Origin of the sequence: Peribacillus sp. NPDC096622, from assembly GCF_044762665.1 — a bacterium.
GTDB classification, from domain to species: Bacteria; Bacillota; Bacilli; order Bacillales; family DSM-1321; genus Peribacillus; species Peribacillus frigoritolerans_B.
This window is the reverse complement of the sequence record NZ_JBIWES010000032.1, coordinates 1-18,281: the sequence shown is the minus strand read 5'-3', so window position 1 is coordinate 18,281 and position 18,281 is coordinate 1. Positions and strand designations below refer to the sequence as shown.

Below are 18,281 nucleotides of genomic sequence, written 5' to 3'. Positions count from 1 at the left end.
CGTAGACACCCTTGCATTAAGCTAACCACTACTACTGCCTTCATGGTTCGGGACTTTCACCCTATAGATTGCACCCATGCCGGGCGCACGAAAAAAGCTGCCTTAAAGGCAGCTTCTGATCTTTGTTTAACTTATTAAGGATTCCAGTAAATCCTACTGGACACCATTACATAACCGGCCGATATTCTCGACTTCAACAACAACTTCATCCCCCGACTTGATCGGGCAGCTGCCAGATGGTGAACCCGTGGCCAAAATGTCACCGGGCTCCAGTGTCATTACCTGTGAAAGCCAGCTGATTAGAAACGGGATGCTTAGAGACATTTCATTTGTATTTCCGTCTTGGACAACGCGGCCGTTCAAAGTGGTCACAATCCTTAAATTTGTTGGATCAACCCCTGTAACGATGCATGGTCCCAAAGGTCCGAATGTATCAAATCCTTTGCCCCGCGTAAACTGTGGATCTTTTTTTGTAAGATCTCTTGCTGTGACGTCATTAAATATCGTGCAGCCAAATACATAATCAAGCGCATCTTCTTCTTTAATGTTTTTTCCGCGCTTTCCAATGACAAGGGCCACTTCCCCTTCAAGTTCCACTTGGTTGGATAGCTCGTTTGGAGGAAGTATAATATTCTCCTTGTCTGCAATAAGCGAAGATAATGGCTTTAAAAATAGAAATGGTTCAACAAGGTTTGCCTCTCCACCCGTTTCCTTCGCATGACCTGCATATGTCCAGCCGAAATTAACAACTTTCGAAGGTTTTACAGGTTCCAAGATTTTCACGTCACTATATTTCAGCTCGACCCCGTCATACTTTATTTCCTTGCTGACAAGTTCAGCAAAACTGCTAGACAGTTGTAATATCATGTCATCCTCAACAATACCGTAATGTATATTGCCCTGTTGATTCTGATAGCGAACTATTTTTTGTGTTTTTTGTAGCACATGCATTATGAATAAACTCCTTTGATGATTAAGATTACCACAGATATTATAAAATCCGGTTCTCCTATACTATAACATGCCTGTTCTTTTACGGGAAAAAAGAGCTCTCGTCGCGACTCCACCTTCAACTAAACCGACCTTTAGTTCAATAAGAAATTATTTAACTATGTATTTTATGGAACCTATAATTTTTTATAATTTTATCTGTGTATTGCCTTATATGGGCTGCAATAAATATTCCGATTGGTAGTTCCTATAATACATTCCACATGAAATGTTTACTACCCTAACTTGTATAATATTTTCTACATAAATCCACCCTATTACATTCAAAGACTGGGTGCTTATTGATTATCTCAAAATATGAAAACTTTTGTACTGGTAATTCGTCCCTTTTCAGCTAACCTGCCTTGTTAGTGCATAAGAAAAAGGCTGCCTTCGAACGTCGATTTCCACTCCAGGCACTCGCTTTCCGCGCAGGAGTCTCGCACCTTCCGTTCCCTTCAACTTCATTTTTTGAAATTTAGATAAAACCCCTATTGTCTACAGTCTCAAGCTGCCTTAATGGCAGCTCCGACCCTAAGCCAAAGCACACGTTAGTTCTAGAAGGTATATTCGTCTAAACTCCCCTTTAGTGAATTCCATTTTTATTTCCCAATAATAAAAATAGTGCCAACTTCTCATTAATAGAAATCAGCACTTCGCTTATTGCTATACGTTATCGTGTCGCTTTAGGCGGTTGGCACACATCACATTTACGTTGGTTATTATTTTTAAATTTCTTGAATGATTTTTCAAAGTTGCTGCCACATGTACATTTAAATAGTAACTTTTGAGAAAAACCGTGATATTCCGTCGTTAGCAACTTACTTTCCGAATTGTTCTCAACAAATTCTTTAATTTGCCCAATCGTCCATTGTTTATTCATTCTCTTACACCTCCATATTTTATCGCTATCGGAGGCTTTTCTAGGCATCCGTTCAAAAATAGTAATTTTCGTAAGTTATTCATTATAACATAAGCCGGCACTCAATCAAACAACTCGTTTGTTACATAAGAAAAGGAGCTCTGATCAGCTCCTGATAATGAAGTAAAGTACCTGTTAGTTAATTAAGAAATCAGATATTTATTAGACAATAAATTTAGTAAACCACGCAATATATCCTGCCCCTGGAATAAAAAATACTTGAGCTAGAATCGTTCCTAATAAACGGGAAGTAACCATCATAAGAGATACACCCTTGAGATTAAGGTAACTTCCCTTTTGATTTATTACGTCATCAGCAAGAATAGATATTTTAGGGTCAATAAAAATTATAAGTAAAATTGTAGCTATTCCATTTATAAGACCCGATGCCATAATAGCAGTTGTTGCCCTTTCTGGAGCTATTAAAGCAGCATATAACGCAGATAACACCCCAATTGTATAGATTGCAGTTATTACCATATTAATTAAAAACAATCTTATGGGAATATCATTCAATCTAATATCCTTTAAGTAAGAAAACTTTGGTAAATGAATGTGTTTTATCCCACGCTTAATATATTCGAAAGTTAACCCCTTTTTAATCAAAGATGGTATAGAACCTCTTTCTTCAGATAAATGAACAATAGCCCTTGAAAAAATAGCAATAAAAGTAGGAAGTAAAAGAATACCTATTATTGTTCCTAATGTTGATGAACCAATAATGATCCTGTATTGGTTTTCAACAAACTCTAGAGTATTTACTTTAGGAGCATTATCAACCAGGCTCCCTGTAAATGGTTGCTGCATCATATTCGCTAATCGAGAAATCATAACCATCAAGTTAAATAAGGATAGAGCTGAAGCTAACAACCTTACTCTTGCACCAGATAATCTGACTGCATATGCAAGTGTTTCGATAGAATGGATAATAAATATAAATAGAGATATAAGAATTAATTTTTCTGTTAAGAGTTCCAAAACAAATTACCTACTTTAATATATTTCTTCCCATATTACCACATATATTTCCAGTTTGTGTTATGGAACTATCCTGCCCCCGATAGTTTCATAAGAAAAAGCTGTCTTTAAGACAGCCCCGATCTTCAGCTAACGCACCTAACTTAATAAGACCTTATTTAATATTTAATTTTCTTGTTAAAAGAAGTTACAGATAGACGTTCTGTCACATTTGTTTCTCCTGTAATTGAGAAACCATTTTTTTTATAGAAATTTATTGCTGGTGTATTTTTAGAACCAGTTGATACTATTATTGTTTCAATATCTTCCTCATTGTTTTCAATGAATTCTAATAACATTTTGGAAATTCCTTTTCTAAAATGTGTTGGATGAACCATTAGACGATGTATATCGATTACACCTTTTTTAACCTTTATAGAAATGACACCACTTAACTCGTCATTTAAGTAATACCCATAGAACGTTTCACCGGATTGTTGTAACGTGTCAACTGTATCTTTTAATGGAGGTATTTCATAAAAATGAATTAACTCTGCCTCTACCATATAAGAAGGTAATTGGATGTTTAATACATCCTTAGCTAATTTAGGGTTGGTTATATCGATTTTTTTTATCAAAGTTGTTCTCCTTTAAATTTCCTCTTAAATGAACCTGACACCGTTAACAAAATAAGTATTGTATTTCATAAAATATTCTTTAACTTCGGATATAAATCCTTCTTCATCTAACCTGTCCATTTAGTTGCATAAGAAAAGGAACCTGATCAGCTCCTAATAATGAAGTAAGCACCCGTTAGTAGGTTAAGTAAATTCTTTAAAAAAACAGTTTATAAAAACCATATCCAACTATTAAAACAGCAATTAATATTCCCGTCCCTTCCGGAAAAAAGGGCAGTGATGAAGCTCAATTTTAGAAATATTGAGATATTAATCTATTTTAAAAACTTTTCATGATAAAAAGCCACCCATCAAGAGTGGGTAGCAAGTATTAAATATTATTTGAAAACAATTTGTAGTTTTCCATAAACTTTTCCAGAAGAGTATCCATCTTTCACATCAACATAGAATTTACCTATTTTCATATCTGTGAATAATGTCTTTCCACCAGCTAAACTATGATAGCCTGTGCACTTTCCAGTACTAGCATTGCAGAGACGGGACCATAAGTTACTATAATTAGTCAATAACTTACTTCCAGAAGAAGTCTTTAAATAGATCGGGGAAACCAGTTCTACCTCCAAGTCACTACCTTTGTTAGGATTTCCAATTTCACCATCCCATTTTCCATCTTCTGTTTGAAAAGAATACTGAGGAACACTTGCTTGAGCAGAAGAATTGCCTAATACCATTCCACCTACCAGAACTAACACAAAGGTACTTAATATTGCAAATAAGTTTTTTATGTCATTTCCTCCTCCCATATTTATCCACTTTATAATATCAGAATAAACTGGTTATTAAAATGATTAAAAATGACTATAGCTTCTTAGCTTCAAACAACTTTTGGTGCGTCATCTTTCCCGTTTTATAGTTCTAGTCACTACGTTTGTTGAACTATCCTACATTTATTTTCTTTTGGAACGCATGCCTTTAAGTTTTGTAATGTCATCTTGATTAAGCAATTGGTTATACATTGAACTCTTAACATCATATATGGCAACTTTCCCTTGATTATTATAATGAATTCCCCAACCATAATTCTTCACTAAAGGAGAAGCCCTGAAGCAAGCCTTGGATTTTGAAAAGAACTGTTCTCGAAGTCCAGCAACATTTTCTGCTTCTATTTGATTCTTGATTAAGTATGTATTGAATTGTACGTCTTCTTGTGTAAATTTATAAGGGTTATTATTAATTAAATCATGTTCAATATAAGCAATTGTGGGTTTTTCGTTTTTGATGACAGGTACCTTTGCTGAAGTAACTTTTGAATCCTCTGAAATGGTAATAAGCGTATTCTTATAACTCATATAACAACCTCCTCATTCAGCAATGTGCTTATCCATATACCCTACCATATTATACCATTATTTCATCAACTATCCCACTCCGTTAGTTCAATAAAAAAAGCTGCCCCAGCAACCCCCTAATTGTTTTATGTAAAATCAGAAAAGATTAAACCCTCTCTAGTCGTGTATGAGGTAAAGGTGGTAATTGAATTCTAATCTCGTTTCCGGGGTGAACCTCACCACTTTCCAAAACTATGCTCATGATTCCTGCTTTGCGTATCAAGTTCCCATGCTGATCCCGGTCTAAAACAGCGTTTATAAGTCCTGATTTAAATTGATCAATTTGGGCACATGGATTTCGTAGGCCTGTTACTTTAATAACTGCTGTTTCCCCAATATATAGTAACGAATCCTTCGGTAATTCAAGCAAATCGATACCTTTCGTGGTGATATTTTCCCCCATTTGTCCAGCTCCAACATTAAACCTATCCTTCAATTCATCTAATAATTCTGAGTGAATTAGGTGGACTTGCCGCAGGTTAGGTTGATTCGGGTTAGCCGCTACACGTGAACGATGCTTAACGGTTTTACCTAAATGTGCATCACCTTCAACGCCCAAACCTTTCAACAGTTTTATGCTAGTGCAATTTTCCTTACTGAATGTGTGTTTATCACTTCTACTTACAGCTATTACTACTCCACTGGCCGAGCCCATTTTTTCTTCATTCATTTTCAGTCAACTCCTCTAATCTTATATTTGATTTATTTATGCAACTACCCTGCCCCTCGATAACACTTTAAACTACCTTAAAGTCAGTTCTGATCTTCAGCTAAGCACCCTGTAGTTCTAAAAGGGACGTTAAAGAAATTTCGATATTAAAAAGCCCAATTTCTCAGCATTAAAATTGAGAAATTGGACTTTTTTCGTTACCCCATTAAAGCGCCCTTTTAACGGAACAATTCAATTCGCCATTCAACAGTTTCATAATCAACCATCGAAGTAAACTGCTTATTCGTTTAACTTGAATGCACCCTCTCAGCTCTTTAAACTCCCTCAACTGGCTCCTGCTGATATTCCGAAGGGCAATAACTGCCTCAACAATAAAGGTTACTTACTTACTTTTAAAAGAAACTGATCGATACGTTCTTTTTGCCGTAGGTGGTGCCGGAAATGCATTTCGATTAGCTGAAAATATTCCTCTGCATTTAAATATCCCATTCTCCGATGCTGAACTTTCTGGCTGGCCGGGATGTCAGAGAGCTTTTTCTCTATCTCTTGCATTTTCTCAATGATTTGAAGCAGTCCTTCCTTTACTTCTTCTTTCCCAGTAGGATTTGCCGGTGTGAAATCCGGTGTATCCGGACCTTTTAACCTGATTGGAGGAAACGTTCCTTCTTTGAAAATCGATTCGCCTATTTCTGTTTTTTCACCGCCATCGGAAGTAGTGCCATTAACACATTGCTCAATGGCTTTCAAATGAAGATGAAGGGTGGCCTTTATTAAATGATTGTACATTTGTCCTAATGACCATTCATCCTCAGATGGCTTCCTCGTAAACTCATCTAGCGAATATTTACTTAACTCTTCAATATAGTATGTAGCCACCTGTTCGAATCGCTTCAATATCTCTTTTGTATCCAATAGATCTCCCACTTTCTTTATTATAAATTTTATTTCTCCTTAATGTTGAGTAGTACGTCCCAATGCTAAACTAAATAACATCTTCTGACATTAAATTCGACTCACTTACAAATAATCCCTTCTCTATTATTCAAGAAAGTATTGATTTCGGTTTATCATTTTTATAAACGATTAGACTTTATTCAAAACGGTATTGTCGTTTTAGGTGCTCTTCTTAAAACATATAAAGTTCACCTAACAAAATTGTAAGCACATCTCACAATATTGTTAGGTGAACTTTATTAACTTCCATATTATAATTCTTTATAGAAAATATTTACAAATGGTTAAAGAGAGGAAATGTTATGAGAGCCCAAAAAGACAATCATCCCATAATTATGTTTGATGGTATTTGTAACTTGTGTAATCATTGGATTCAATTTGTGATAAAAAGGGATCCAAATGGCATATTTAAATTTTTGTCTCTTCAATCAGAATTAGCACGTTCAATTATGGCAAGCCACAATCTAACTAATAAACAGTTGGATTCTATTATCTTAATTGATAAGGATCAAATATTTACTGAATCTACGGCTATCTTACACATTCTAAATAAACTTACAGGACCTATAAAATGCCTCATTCCATTATGGATAATACCTAAATTGATTCGAGATAAAGGTTACCGCTTCATTGCAAAAAACCGTTATACATGGTTTGGTAAAAAAAGTGCTTGTATGATACCGACACAAGATATAAAAAACAGATTTATTGAATAAATAAAATAGAAAGTAGGGTAGATAAATAATGAATAAGAAAAGCTCCCTTAATAAACTTAAAATGAGTACGGTTACTGCGTTTAGATGGTATCTAGCTTTAACCTTTTTCATCTATGGGACGGCCAAAATATATCCAGGACAATTTTCTACTGGGGATTTTATATTTGATTCCACCCAGGACTCTGCTATGCAATTAGCTTGGCATTTCTTTGGTTACTCCCATACTTATAATTTATTTATAGCATTCGGAGAGTTAACAGCAGCCTTGTTATTATTAATTCCAAGAACAGCAACATTAGGGAACATTATTTACCTGCCTATCACAGTAAATATTACCATTCTTAATTACTGTTTTGGCATACCAGCACTCGGCATTAGTTCTGTACTGACACTTATGAGTATTTCCCTTCTGTTATTTGAATATAAAAAGCTTAGAATGATTTTTTTAGCAAATCCAGTTATCGGTAAAGAGTCGATACAACCAAAAAAAATTAGGAAACAGGTGAATATAAATTGACTATAGTAAATTTTCTTCTTTTACTTTTAATCTTTTCCATATCTTGTTTTTATTATTTTGTTGTAAAAAAAGATTCTTGATAAATGTATATTATACAAATCCAGTTGGCATAATCACTCTTTAAGAACCCCATCAAAAATCCCCCCCTTGGCGGCCAAGGGGGGGAATCGCTATGCTGTAGGTTTGAAGCAAAGTTTAATCATTTTTGTGTTCCTTAATCAACTAAAGCACCCGTTAATTCAACAAAAGCCTACCCTTACATCCACTCTTTTCCATGCTCCCGAATGAAGTTAATGTCGTTTTGATAATGTTCAAGATGCCCGTCATCCATCATCTTTTGAAAAGCAATGTCACCTTCACTTGCTTTTCTTGTAATTGTTTTACATAACCCTTCTAACCGCAGCAATACCATTTCCAAATAATCGGCTTCTATTCCCTCACCGTAAGATTCAAAAAACAATCTGACCCTTTGTTTTATACGGTTAGCATGCTGTAATGAATGATAATAAACTTTCTCACCTGTTTCAGAAAGATGAAATCTGCTTAAGGGGACGCAAGTATAAAGGGTATAAGCTATGTCCCAAAGTCTTGGACCAGGTCCAGCAACATCAAAATCAATAATACCCATTGGTTTTTTATGAGTAAAAATAATGTTGTACATTGCAAAATCATTATGGCATAGCACTTCAGGTTGTTGGGGGGTGTTATCTATCGATTGCCATCCATCATCAAATGAAAAATCACTGACAGAATCATGATAAAGACGGAGCATTTTCGCTATTTCTATTAAGACATCATCTGACCACATGTATTCCTTTAATGGATAATTACCAGCTTCTCCGTCAATAAATGACAATATCTCTCTCCTTTTTTCATCAATACCTAAAAACTTTGGTGCATAACTGAAACCTTTGTTCTCCAAATGCTTTAATAGCTTATGAATTTTGGGACTATCCGTCTTTAATTCCCGTCGAACAGTATCTCCTGAACGATAAACATCAGAAACATTCCCACCTGTTAGGACTTCTTCGTTTTCATGGTTTGACATCTTATATTCCTCCCTAATATGACATTCTATAACACGTATAACTATTCCTGTTTGTTCAACTATCCTGCATCCCTATAATAAAAAAACTGCCTTAAAGACAGTTCTGATCTTTAGCCAAACCCACCGGTTAGTTTAAGGACCTTCTTTCACAAACTCTTTTCCAAGTTTGTAACGATTACGAAACACTCGGATACGATAAAGGCAAGAATTTAGTAAATTTGTACAAGCATGTTTTGTTTTATCTCATATATATAGTAGAAAAAGGAGTGATATTTATGAATTTGAGTAATGATATATTATGCCGTCATAATCCATTCTGCGGTCATAATCCATTCAGCCGTGATAAATCATTCAGCTGCGATAAGTCATCCCGCTTTGATAAGTCATCCTGCTGTGATAAGTCATCCCGCTTTGATAAGTCATCCTGCTGTGATAAGTCATCCCGCTTTGATAAGTCATCCTGCTGTGATAAGTCATCCTGCTGCGATAAGTCATCCTGCTGTGATAAAGGAAAGGACAAGTTTCATAAACAAAAAAAATTACCGCCAATCGGACAAGCATGTCAGACCCGAGGACAAATAAGTGAGTTTTTAAGGACTTCTACCATAGGTTCAATCATTGGATTCACTACAACCGCTGAACCATTTAAACCTATATTTGTAGAGTTACGAAGTTTTGATCCTGTTACCGGACAAGTGGTAGTTAATGACAGATCAATAGGTAATTTTACCATTAGCCTTTCATCTATTTGTTCCGTTAAAACTATTTGTCCCGCTACAACACAACCGATGTTTAATGCTTAAAAAAGATTTTATAGAGGATTGGGAAAAAAATAAAAAACTCCCCTAAGGGAGATGGGGGTCAGGGAGTTTTAAATTTCTACACATCCTGGACTCCTTTCATATTCTTCTCCATTCCAAGTAGAATAAAAAAGACAATTAATTATTTAATTGTCTTTTTGCTGTTTTGTTACTGTCATAAATGCACAGCCCCATCCTTAGCATGCCACAGGGAATAAATAAGGGACATGATATACAAAAAAGAGAACATCAGGGGGATTGAAAATCTCCCTGATTTAGAGTTTGCCTCGGATAGTCTGACTACACTTTTAATACTCTAAATGCATCTCTTACTTTTTTAGCAAAATCCAGTGGTGGTTCAATCGATTCAAAGTGCATATACATTGCCCGGGGTTCTTCAAATAACCAGTGATTATGAATAGATGTAACTAAAAGGTCCCTTTTTCGAAGTTCAGTTAATAACGGGTTAACTTCTTCTTGTAAAAGCACTGTTTCCCCTAAATTTAACGCATTTCCCCTACTATCAATATTTTCAAACGTAAAAAATTGCGGATTGACAAGTGGGGATTGCGTTCTGCGATCAAGAATAGTGAATCTAATATTACGAAACTTTTGCACCAAGCATACTCCTTCTGGAGTAATCATTCCGTCCCCGCCTAAAATTCTTGCAAATTCCTGACATAATCTTCTTCGTTTTTCCGAACTCATAAAAAATCCCCTTTCAAAAAATAAAAAATAAAAGTATTTTCCACTTTCTAAAATTCACGATTATTATATTCATCAGTTGACGAGGATATTAGTTTAAAACCCTTAATTTCTAATAATCTAGGTTATATGGACATAAAAAAACTTCAGATTTTGTTCTGAAGGATTTTTGCAGAGTATTAGATACATGGACTACAGATGCTTGAAATGTAGCAAGGAAGAGCTTTTTATATCTTTAATTAGTGTCGCGAAAGTAAACTTTCCAAATGTATTTTAATTTGAACGCTGCCTCCAGGCACTCGCTTTCCGCGGCGGTCTGGGAGTGTGCGCCTGCAAGGTCTCCCCTGTACACACTTTTTACCACAGGAGTCTCGCACACCCGCTCCTATAAACTTTGTTTTAAAATTTAAATAGAACCCTTTTACTAAAACCGACCTTTATTGGTTGTTTTTTTCTACTATTTTTTAGCAAAAGCCGCCATTTCCCGCCTCATCCTACAATGATCAAAAGTAAAAACAATACGACCATAAAGCCGAAACCTCCACTAAATCAAAAAACATGGTCAGAATTGCATAATGATTGTAGCATAGACATTGATTGACTTGTTCAAAACCTCCCCAATAATTGCATTTAGAAAAAGCTGTTTCTTCCTCGATCCCTAACAACCCCCTGCTCCCATGAGCAAAGGCTGTTTTTTACGAATTTCTTCTATGCCACTTTCTCTTTTCGCAAAGTGTTTTAATAGTTTAACGGACTTTGAAACTCGACATTTTATTAAAAAGTAAGCAGTTTGTAAAAGTGTACTTTTACGAACGGTAAATTTGTTCTTTTGATATCTGATTTGAAGCATCGGGAACTTTTCGTATCTTATAATTAATCATATCTGAAGAGTAAACCATGATACTTACCATTCCTCCTTGCGTTGTAGCCCGGATCAGGATAGGTTGATTGTACTTGTTTTTAAAACTAAAATCAGGACCATACCAGCTTACTGTAGCATCGCGGCCAGATGGAACATACGGAACGCTCCTAGTATGGGAATAGCGTTGAATGGTTTGCAACCCTGCATTGTCGATAGCATTAAACAGGGTAGATGACACCTGACAAATCCCTCCGCCAATCCCTTCAGAAAACTCTCCTTTAACGATAACTCGAGCGAGCGAATATCCTTTTTCTACTGACCTCTTGCCAACAACTTGGTTAAAAGAAAACACCTCTCCAGGAAACAAGACATAATTATTAATGGCTTCTGTAGCAAGTGAGATATTATTTGAACGGTTTTTATTGTTCACATTAAAATAGGTTCTATATTCACCTATCTTTTTTTCACGAATTTCAGCAAGTAATTCGCTATCAACTTTTGGATGAATAGCAAGCAAAGGTACTTCTAGTTTGTATGCTCTACTATTGTACAAAAAGGAATAAAATTGCTCTTTAAACGCTAGATGGTATAGCTTGTAACCTACCCGCCCAGGAATAATATGACCTTGTTTGTCCATTGTGGCATTTACAGGTTTTTGGTAAACTTGCCGGTCTATTTTTGCGACAAATTGATTGTATTTATCCACGTCCATGATAGGAACATCCAGTAAGGGCATAGTAATATCAGCATGGTTGACACTGGCAATGGTTTTTCCATTTTGAGTTACCGATAAGCTATCAGGTATATTCACTTGTTGAACGAATAGTAAAATTCCGGCAATCCATGTTAATCTCAATCGAATGTACCCCCATACTAATATATTTAGGATTTATCTTACTTCACAAATCCTATTTTAAGTCTTCATAGAGCGAATCTTGATCAATGAACCAACGATCAGTCAAACTTTCCCTTCTGATCATAAAATGGATAACCTTTATTTCTTTGCCTTCTTTCTTCTTATTAATAGTTACTTGAACGGGTACATCCAAGAGAAATAGACCATTGAGTTGTTCAGGCGGTTGGCTTAAAGGGTCAACTACTCCAAAATATGTAATATCTTCAACAAGTTTTTTGACTCGGTTAGGATTAATCGGATTTGATAAGGTCATTGCTAATAATTTCTGATTTCCTTGATTAATGGCAATGGTAAAAATACGTATAAGCTCATACGGACTTACCGTTTGTATATAATCATCAAGCTTACCAGCCGCTTTCAATACCATTAATTTATGAGAAAGATCCTCGTTTTTCAAACGATGAGTAATGCTTCCAGAGAAATGAACACAGAAATGACCTGAAAAACCATTTTGAAGAGCACCAGCACCATGTGGCATTCCGTGCATAGATGCAGCAATCATTTGATTATTGATTAATACAATAATGGCTCTTCTATTCCAACTCCATTTATTATTATAAATTTTCTTCATGATTTGAGTATCTTCTTTGGTTAGTGGCTGTACATCGGCATGCTGGCTACCTGCTCTTCGTTGTACCTTAAATGATAAACCAGTTTCAATATCAATAATGGTGAAATTTGTTTTATCAGGAATAATGTTGTTTACAATCTCCCAAGGTAACATCTCAACTTTAAAGCTTATGGGTCCTTCTACATCTTCCCATTCCATTGCATCGACCGAGGGATCGACCATTAAGACAATTATAAAAATAGCGATAATTACTTGATAAAATTTATTGTTTTTCATTTGGCTTCTCCTGCATTTTCTCTTATTATTTCAGGACACAATAAGTTGAATACCTTTGAAAATTTGGAAATTCTTCAAAGCTTGGGGGAATCAGTTTAAAGGTTTAAAAAGGCTCACTCAGTCATGCTTGTGTTAATGGCCCAATATGTACTTTTGATATCCTTAATCTGAATAACTATAAACTACACAAGATGACATGCAGGCTGCCCCAGGGAATAAATAAGAGACATGATATACAAAAAAGAGAACATCAGGGGAATTGAAAATCTCCCTTTGTAAAGCTTGACTCGGATGGTCTGATTACACTTTTAATACTCTAAATGCATCTCTTACTTTTTTAGCAAAATCCAGTGGTGGTTCAATCGATTCAAAGTAAGCTACGGGTATGGCATGCCAGACCCCAATAACTACGTTTTTGACTTGGTAGGAGATTCCTACAACCTTTACAAATTTAATGCTGTCATTTTTTCAAAATAAGCAGCAATATTCGTTGTCGCTTCGCTCGAATGTAATTAAAAAAGAGAAGGGAATAATATGGCTAGAATTAATACTTATTTCCAAATGAGATTGACAGAGGAAGATAAAAAATTCATAAAAAATAAAGCTGACAAAATGGGTTACAATAATGTTTCTGCTTTCCTTTTAGAAAGCGCAAAATCTCATTTTAGATTAAATATTGATATGAGCATTTACAGAAAATTAACGAGCGAAATAAATTACATTGGTAAAAATATTAACAGCTTGATTCGTAAGGTTAATACATTGGGTGCTTATTCAGATATAGATAACTTTGAAAAACAGCTAACTGCCATTGATGATGAAATATTTGATTTTGAAAAAATGAAGGACTGTTTTTCTATTTATAAAAATAGTTATCCTTTAATTACAGACTATAAAAAGTCTGATGATAAAACAAAATTTAAGCAAGAAAATTATTATCTATTTAAGCAATATGATATGGCTAAAAGGAATATCAATTTTCTTAAAAAACATTATGGGATTGATGAAGAATCGAGTTTTCATTATAAGTTGTCTTTGATGAAAAATGAGCGTAATTTACTTTATGGCAGCCTATGAAAACGGAATGAAAGAGCAAGAGAATTGGAGAGTCAAGAACGAGAAAGAAGGGAATTGCAGCGAAGAAAACGTTTGGACGAAAGGTAAAAATTAAGAGTAAATCAAGATACTTTGTGGTATAAATTTAATTACGGGAAGCAAGCGTTGAACTTGGAAAAAACCCTAAGTATGTTTACCTTCTTTGGAGACGCGGATCTGATGTGCTGCTGAAAGACAGCGTCCAAATGAAAGGAAGTACACTCCTTATTACAAGACAAGGTTTTGAACATTTAAAGCTAATTGCAAACGAGGGATCACATAAATTGATTTAACATTAATAACCTATACACACTTACACTTGCAAGCGTACCCATGTACATACTTATGGTACGCTTGTTTATTTTTTGTAAAGTGAATTACTCACTTCCTAGTGTTGCTTTGAAATAAATTTTGATCAAATTAACACTAATAACCTTAATATAAGAGCAATTAGAAAAAGCATGTTTTGAAAAAAGATTAATCAAAACATGCTCTTATTTAATGTAATGGATTAACTTCTTTATAAAAAAGTTTGATCATTTTTGGAAAATCCTAGTTGCACTAAAGAGAAGAATGGAAATATAGTATACATAGAATAAGGGGGTGTAGTTTGGTTAATACAGTACTCCCTTACTTTAATAATTTTATTTTCCATCCAACAATTATCTCCAAACTTCGTATAACATATCTCCATGGTGGTACCAATATGTTTCATTATCATAAACATAAACGTCATAATCTCCACCGTTCATATTTGTAAATGTTGGAGCAGTATATCGAAATGATTTAGTTGTAGTACATGTTGAGGTACCTGCTCTACAGAGTTTAACAGAAAGTGCTCCATCATTCTGTATTCCTCCTTGTGTTTCCCAAGTAGATGTATGTGTTCTATACCAATAAAAATCAGTGTAAAAAGAAATATTTGCTCCTCGTCCTACGTTTGTAATTCGATGTTCACGTGATTTTGAATAAGTATTAAATTCAAATGTACTAGTACTAGAGCCAGCATCTGCTTTAGATTGAGGGAAAATTACAAAAATCATTGAAAAGCATAAAACAAACGGTAACAGCCATTTCTTTATAATTCTTTGAGATAATGTCATTTTTTCTTCTCCCTTCTCCTTTAAAAAGTAAGACTTATTAATCAAGTTTCTTCATTCATCTCTCCTTTTTGTATATAATTGAATTACAAGTGACGACTATTCGGTACTAATTTAATTATAAACTGTCAATATATTACAAACAATAATAGAAATGCAAGATTTTCCAAAAAAGGTTTTTGACATTTTCAAACAACTCTATTGACACTTAACACTACACTTCATTAAGGCACATTATTCTAAATTTATTGATGTAGTTGAGATGGACTCACTTTTTGAATTTGAACAAGTATATCAAACGCTTTACCTAATGATACATCAACAGTTTTTGGTATATCAGGCCCTTCCATAGTTATTCCAGCGAAAATTGGATGTTGTTCGTTTAACCAAGTTTTTGTCACGCCGTTTGCCTTACGTAAATCAATAAAAAATTGATCTTTTTTAACTTGTCCAAAGATGTAGTTATAACTGTTTGGATCATCCGATTTTAATATTCCATATGGGCCAAATTCACCATCGCTATTCTGGACATTATATTGTCCTTCATAAACTGACGTTCCAATAGATACGTACCGTTTTCCATAATATTCTGCTAAATGCTGCCCAGCTACTTTAGGGTATATAAAAGGAAGCATATTTGTTTTCGAAACGTGTCCATTATGTCCCCATACAATGGTTTTTCCTAAATGTTCTTCAGTCCACTTCGCATTTTCATACATTGCAATATCATGTTTCAAAAAAAGATCCGATGGTTTATCAGGAGGTGACGCTAACATTGTAGTAAACTGTTCAATAATACGAGCATTTTGTTTTATCCATGCGAACTCTTTGGATTTCCCATTTAAATAACTTTTATTTTCCTCTAATAAAGCACTGATTTGTTTAGCATCTGAAATATACTTTTCTTTTTCTTCTTTCGTAAGGCTTTCAAAAGTATTCATATCCTTTGTTACAGGAATAAGACCTTTTATCTTCTCTTCTACTCTAGGTACAAGATCTGAATTGTTTCTTTTTATATATTCTATTATATTATTATAAACATTCTCGTTTACTGATTGAATGTCCATCCCAATGATACGCACTTTAGATTTATGTTTTGGATTAGCATTATATTGTTGAATCCAACTAAGCAAATCTAACATTTCTTTTGTGTTAAATATAGGTGATAGATGTTGGCTTGGGTTTCCCTTACCAGTAAGAACATATCGATCAAGCTCCAAAGCTCTGTCCCATACCTCTTCTAAAACTAAGTTGATAAATCCCTTTTCAGATACTAAATAATTAACAATGCGTTGTTTCATTGTAAAAACTTCATGAGCCCCATGCGTAGCTTCACCTAAACCTACAATTGAAGCTGAACCTACCATATTCTTAAGTGGTTTTAAATCATTAAAAGATGCAGTTGGATTAGTTGTTTTTAAAGGCTTTGCATGCATTTCTAACCATTCCGCTATTTGATTTGTATTGTAGGGAGCTGTAACAGAAACACCAAGTGCACTAATCATTTTCTTTTTCATATAACCCTCCTGAAATAATTACTTGTTAGTTTTTGACATGCTCTAAGGACCCCAGTTTAAACCATTAATTCTCTTATTACTGTTAAGATAAATTTATTCTAGTTCCTAAAACAAACGCTATTGTGTCCTAACAAACGGTAAATTCCTCTTTTTCCACATGTATGTTAACCCTAGAAATTACTTCTTTTCCTTAAAACACTCTTGTTACTGGTTTGTTTTTCTACCTTTCACGCCTCTTTATATTTTTATCATACACAATGAAAATCTCCCCTCCTCATTTTATTGTTAATGCGTTAAAAACTGCTCTTTGATTCTAAGTGTTTTTCTGTCACATACGGTAGTGACAAAATGTCATGATTTCTATGACATAGCTATTAATACAGCCGTATCCCACTCAATTTTTGTTGTTCTTTATAAATAGGGGTCCTACCACATGCCCATCAAGCTAACAATAACGAGTTACCCCAAAACGATAAAAACGGTAAAATGCACAAAATTTTCGTTCTGGGGGTATTATGATACCTTACCTTGATTGGCATGTGACGCTACCCTAATAGATGAATTTGTTTAAACTTGATAACCTCAATAGACCATTTTTAGGTTAGTCAATGCCAGGAGATGATAACAAACAAAAAAAGGCCTGGTATTCCAGATCTCTTTCATAATCACATCCGATGCGTGAATCAACTACCTTTTGGATTTATCTTTTATAGTTTTTGCTATTCCTAAAAAAATGATGATGTTAATATAGAAGTAGCTATTAGAAAAAATTATAGGAGTGAAGGACAATGAGTGTACATAAAGCCCTTACGTTACATGCTCAAAAACAAAATCAACTTTTTACTGAATTTTCCCTATTAGACCAACAACGTGAAGATTATATTCAAGAAGCTATAGAATTATGTAAGGCTGAAAAGGATTTTACAACAGACCATATTAATCAAATCACTATGCAAATCAATGTTCTTGCAAACCAAAGGCTAATACCTACTCGTAAATTAGTTACCCCAGAAATGGTTCATTCATATGTGGAGTCATTAAAGTAAAATAATTTACTGATCTCTTAGTCGTAAGAAAAAGCACCGAATATCGGTGTTAACCCTCGACCTCCTAATCAAATATTAAAGATAATTTATAGCCCCCAGAAATGAGGGTTCTTTTCTTTTGAGCACGATCTGGCTCATTTCTTTTCCTTCTTTTCCATTTTATGCAGGATGATAGAGCAAATAATCGTATAGACTGCCAATATCAAAAACTAATAACTTGGATAATCCTCATATTTTTCAATCGGGGGTACCGCCACATTGCCATCAAGTTAAAGTTTTGTAATGCCCCCAGAACGAAATTTTGTACTTTCTTGTATAACTTATAAGCTCAATTTATCGTTTTGGGGGTGACCTATTTTCTTAGCTTGATGGGCATGGGGTAGCGTCAGGAAAATGCGGATATACAACGTTAAGGGGTACCACCGACAATTTTAAATCAAAAAATCGATTTCCTGTACAATAAGAAAAAGGCTGCCGAAGCAACCACTGTTATAGAACTAAACCAGCTAATAGGATGTCAATATCTTTCTCTAATATTTTCATTTCCCTTATGATATACTATTTTTGGCCATGCCAAATAACCCTCCAAAACC

19 protein-coding genes and 1 pseudogene are annotated in these 18,281 nt (G+C 34.6%); 4 read left to right on the top strand and 16 right to left on the bottom strand.

Annotated elements, in window-relative coordinates; translation table 11 throughout:
* Positions 1 to 153: 153 nt before the first annotated feature.
* From ACIQYG_RS25740 to ACIQYG_RS25705, 8 genes are all read right to left on the bottom strand, one after another.
* Positions 154 to 951, bottom strand: coding sequence for a fumarylacetoacetate hydrolase family protein (locus ACIQYG_RS25740; protein ID WP_402844125.1), 798 nt, complete (start codon positions 949 to 951; stop codon positions 154 to 156).
* 712 nt (positions 952 to 1,663) lie between these two features.
* Positions 1,664 to 1,873 carry a hypothetical protein gene (locus ACIQYG_RS25735; RefSeq protein WP_402844123.1) on the bottom strand — a complete coding sequence of 70 codons (210 nt, stop codon included), beginning with the start codon at positions 1,871 to 1,873 and terminating at the stop codon, positions 1,664 to 1,666.
* Positions 1,874 to 2,074: 201 nt separating this feature from the next.
* Positions 2,075 to 2,890, bottom strand: a complete 816-nt coding sequence (locus ACIQYG_RS25730) for a lipid II flippase Amj family protein (RefSeq protein WP_402844121.1) — start codon at positions 2,888 to 2,890, stop codon at positions 2,075 to 2,077.
* A gap of 158 nt (positions 2,891 to 3,048) precedes the next feature.
* Positions 3,049 to 3,507 (bottom strand): GNAT family N-acetyltransferase, encoded by a 459-nt coding sequence (locus tag ACIQYG_RS25725; RefSeq protein WP_402844120.1) that lies wholly within the window; start codon positions 3,505 to 3,507, stop codon positions 3,049 to 3,051.
* 377 nt (positions 3,508 to 3,884) lie between these two features.
* Positions 3,885 to 4,310 carry a hypothetical protein gene (locus tag ACIQYG_RS25720; RefSeq protein ID WP_402844118.1) on the bottom strand — a complete coding sequence of 142 codons (426 nt, stop codon included), beginning with the start codon at positions 4,308 to 4,310 and terminating at the stop codon, positions 3,885 to 3,887.
* A 144-nt stretch (positions 4,311 to 4,454) separates the two neighbouring features.
* A complete protein-coding gene (locus ACIQYG_RS25715) occupies positions 4,455 to 4,856 on the bottom strand; it encodes a DUF6157 family protein (protein WP_402844115.1) in 402 nt (133 codons plus the stop codon).
* Positions 4,857 to 5,001: 145 nt separating this feature from the next.
* A complete protein-coding gene (locus ACIQYG_RS25710) occupies positions 5,002 to 5,565 on the bottom strand; it encodes an MOSC domain-containing protein (RefSeq protein ID WP_402844113.1) in 564 nt (187 codons plus the stop codon).
* Positions 5,566 to 5,943: 378 nt separating this feature from the next.
* Positions 5,944 to 6,477 carry a DinB family protein gene (locus ACIQYG_RS25705; protein ID WP_402844109.1) on the bottom strand — a complete coding sequence of 178 codons (534 nt, stop codon included), beginning with the start codon at positions 6,475 to 6,477 and terminating at the stop codon, positions 5,944 to 5,946.
* A 344-nt stretch (positions 6,478 to 6,821) separates the two neighbouring features.
* Between ACIQYG_RS25705 and ACIQYG_RS25700 the strand changes: the two genes are divergently transcribed.
* Both ACIQYG_RS25700 and ACIQYG_RS25695 read left to right on the top strand, forming a co-directional pair.
* A complete protein-coding gene (locus ACIQYG_RS25700; protein ID WP_402844107.1) occupies positions 6,822 to 7,235 on the top strand; it encodes a thiol-disulfide oxidoreductase DCC family protein in 414 nt (137 codons plus the stop codon).
* 28 nt (positions 7,236 to 7,263) lie between these two features.
* On the top strand, positions 7,264 to 7,752 hold the full coding sequence (locus ACIQYG_RS25695; RefSeq protein WP_402844105.1) for a hypothetical protein: 489 nt from the start codon (positions 7,264 to 7,266) through the stop codon (positions 7,750 to 7,752).
* Between the two features lie 256 nt (positions 7,753 to 8,008).
* Here the strand turns inward: ACIQYG_RS25695 and ACIQYG_RS25690 are convergent, their stop codons facing one another.
* The 6 genes and pseudogenes from ACIQYG_RS25690 to ACIQYG_RS25665 form a co-directional block, all read right to left on the bottom strand.
* Positions 8,009 to 8,800: a phosphotransferase gene (locus tag ACIQYG_RS25690; RefSeq protein ID WP_402844102.1), complete on the bottom strand. Its 792-nt coding sequence runs from the start codon at positions 8,798 to 8,800 to the stop codon at positions 8,009 to 8,011.
* 322 nt (positions 8,801 to 9,122) lie between these two features.
* Positions 9,123 to 9,320, bottom strand: coding sequence for a hypothetical protein (locus ACIQYG_RS25685; RefSeq protein WP_402844100.1), 198 nt, complete (start codon positions 9,318 to 9,320; stop codon positions 9,123 to 9,125).
* Between the two features lie 580 nt (positions 9,321 to 9,900).
* A complete protein-coding gene (locus ACIQYG_RS25680) occupies positions 9,901 to 10,308 on the bottom strand; it encodes a DUF1259 domain-containing protein (protein WP_402844097.1) in 408 nt (135 codons plus the stop codon).
* A 486-nt stretch (positions 10,309 to 10,794) separates the two neighbouring features.
* A pseudogene (gene yjcZ / locus ACIQYG_RS25675) lies at positions 10,795 to 10,854 on the bottom strand (sporulation protein YjcZ); the annotation flags it as partial.
* 257 nt (positions 10,855 to 11,111) lie between these two features.
* Positions 11,112 to 12,023 carry a VanW family protein gene (locus ACIQYG_RS25670; RefSeq protein ID WP_402844094.1) on the bottom strand — a complete coding sequence of 304 codons (912 nt, stop codon included), beginning with the start codon at positions 12,021 to 12,023 and terminating at the stop codon, positions 11,112 to 11,114.
* A 52-nt stretch (positions 12,024 to 12,075) separates the two neighbouring features.
* Entirely contained in the window at positions 12,076 to 12,930 is an 855-nt protein-coding gene (locus ACIQYG_RS25665; RefSeq protein ID WP_402844092.1) for a hypothetical protein, read from the bottom strand.
* A gap of 534 nt (positions 12,931 to 13,464) precedes the next feature.
* On the opposite strand from ACIQYG_RS25665, the gene ACIQYG_RS25660 reads away from it, so the two are divergent.
* The gene (locus ACIQYG_RS25660; protein WP_402844089.1) at positions 13,465 to 14,007 is read left to right on the top strand and encodes a plasmid mobilization protein; all 543 of its coding nucleotides are present in this window, start codon (positions 13,465 to 13,467) and stop codon (positions 14,005 to 14,007) included.
* A gap of 680 nt (positions 14,008 to 14,687) precedes the next feature.
* Here the strand turns inward: ACIQYG_RS25660 and ACIQYG_RS25655 are convergent.
* Both ACIQYG_RS25655 and ACIQYG_RS25650 read right to left on the bottom strand, forming a co-directional pair.
* Entirely contained in the window at positions 14,688 to 15,128 is a 441-nt protein-coding gene (locus ACIQYG_RS25655) for a hypothetical protein (RefSeq protein ID WP_402844086.1), read from the bottom strand.
* A 242-nt stretch (positions 15,129 to 15,370) separates the two neighbouring features.
* The gene (locus tag ACIQYG_RS25650) at positions 15,371 to 16,642 is read right to left on the bottom strand and encodes an erythromycin esterase family protein (protein WP_402844084.1); all 1,272 of its coding nucleotides are present in this window, start codon (positions 16,640 to 16,642) and stop codon (positions 15,371 to 15,373) included.
* A 788-nt stretch (positions 16,643 to 17,430) separates the two neighbouring features.
* Between ACIQYG_RS25650 and ACIQYG_RS25645 the strand changes: the two genes are divergently transcribed.
* Positions 17,431 to 17,688: a DUF2533 family protein gene (locus ACIQYG_RS25645; protein WP_095396634.1), complete on the top strand. Its 258-nt coding sequence runs from the start codon at positions 17,431 to 17,433 to the stop codon at positions 17,686 to 17,688.
* The last annotated feature ends 593 nt before the right edge of the window (positions 17,689 to 18,281 follow it).

What these genes read in the sequence shown, in the direction of transcription:
- ACIQYG_RS25740 (WP_402844125.1), bottom strand. Translation starts at nt 951, where the DNA reads ATGCATGTGCTACAAAAAACACAAAAAATAGTTCGCTATCAGAATCAA.
- ACIQYG_RS25735 (WP_402844123.1), bottom strand. Translation starts at nt 1,873, where the DNA reads ATGAATAAACAATGGACGATTGGGCAAATTAAAGAATTTGTTGAGAAC.
- ACIQYG_RS25720 (WP_402844118.1), bottom strand. Translation starts at nt 4,310, where the DNA reads ATGGGAGGAGGAAATGACATAAAAAACTTATTTGCAATATTAAGTACC.
- ACIQYG_RS25715 (WP_402844115.1), bottom strand. Translation starts at nt 4,856, where the DNA reads ATGAGTTATAAGAATACGCTTATTACCATTTCAGAGGATTCAAAAGTT.
- ACIQYG_RS25710 (WP_402844113.1), bottom strand. Translation starts at nt 5,565, where the DNA reads ATGAATGAAGAAAAAATGGGCTCGGCCAGTGGAGTAGTAATAGCTGTA.
- ACIQYG_RS25700 (WP_402844107.1), top strand. Translation starts at nt 6,822, where the DNA reads ATGAGAGCCCAAAAAGACAATCATCCCATAATTATGTTTGATGGTATT.
- ACIQYG_RS25695 (WP_402844105.1), top strand. Translation starts at nt 7,264, where the DNA reads ATGAATAAGAAAAGCTCCCTTAATAAACTTAAAATGAGTACGGTTACT.
- ACIQYG_RS25690 (WP_402844102.1), bottom strand. Translation starts at nt 8,800, where the DNA reads ATGTCAAACCATGAAAACGAAGAAGTCCTAACAGGTGGGAATGTTTCT.
- ACIQYG_RS25680 (WP_402844097.1), bottom strand. Translation starts at nt 10,308, where the DNA reads ATGAGTTCGGAAAAACGAAGAAGATTATGTCAGGAATTTGCAAGAATT.
- ACIQYG_RS25665 (WP_402844092.1), bottom strand. Translation starts at nt 12,930, where the DNA reads ATGAAAAACAATAAATTTTATCAAGTAATTATCGCTATTTTTATAATT.
- ACIQYG_RS25660 (WP_402844089.1), top strand. Translation starts at nt 13,465, where the DNA reads ATGGCTAGAATTAATACTTATTTCCAAATGAGATTGACAGAGGAAGAT.
- ACIQYG_RS25655 (WP_402844086.1), bottom strand. Translation starts at nt 15,128, where the DNA reads ATGACATTATCTCAAAGAATTATAAAGAAATGGCTGTTACCGTTTGTT.
- ACIQYG_RS25650 (WP_402844084.1), bottom strand. Translation starts at nt 16,642, where the DNA reads ATGAAAAAGAAAATGATTAGTGCACTTGGTGTTTCTGTTACAGCTCCC.
- ACIQYG_RS25645 (WP_095396634.1), top strand. Translation starts at nt 17,431, where the DNA reads ATGAGTGTACATAAAGCCCTTACGTTACATGCTCAAAAACAAAATCAA.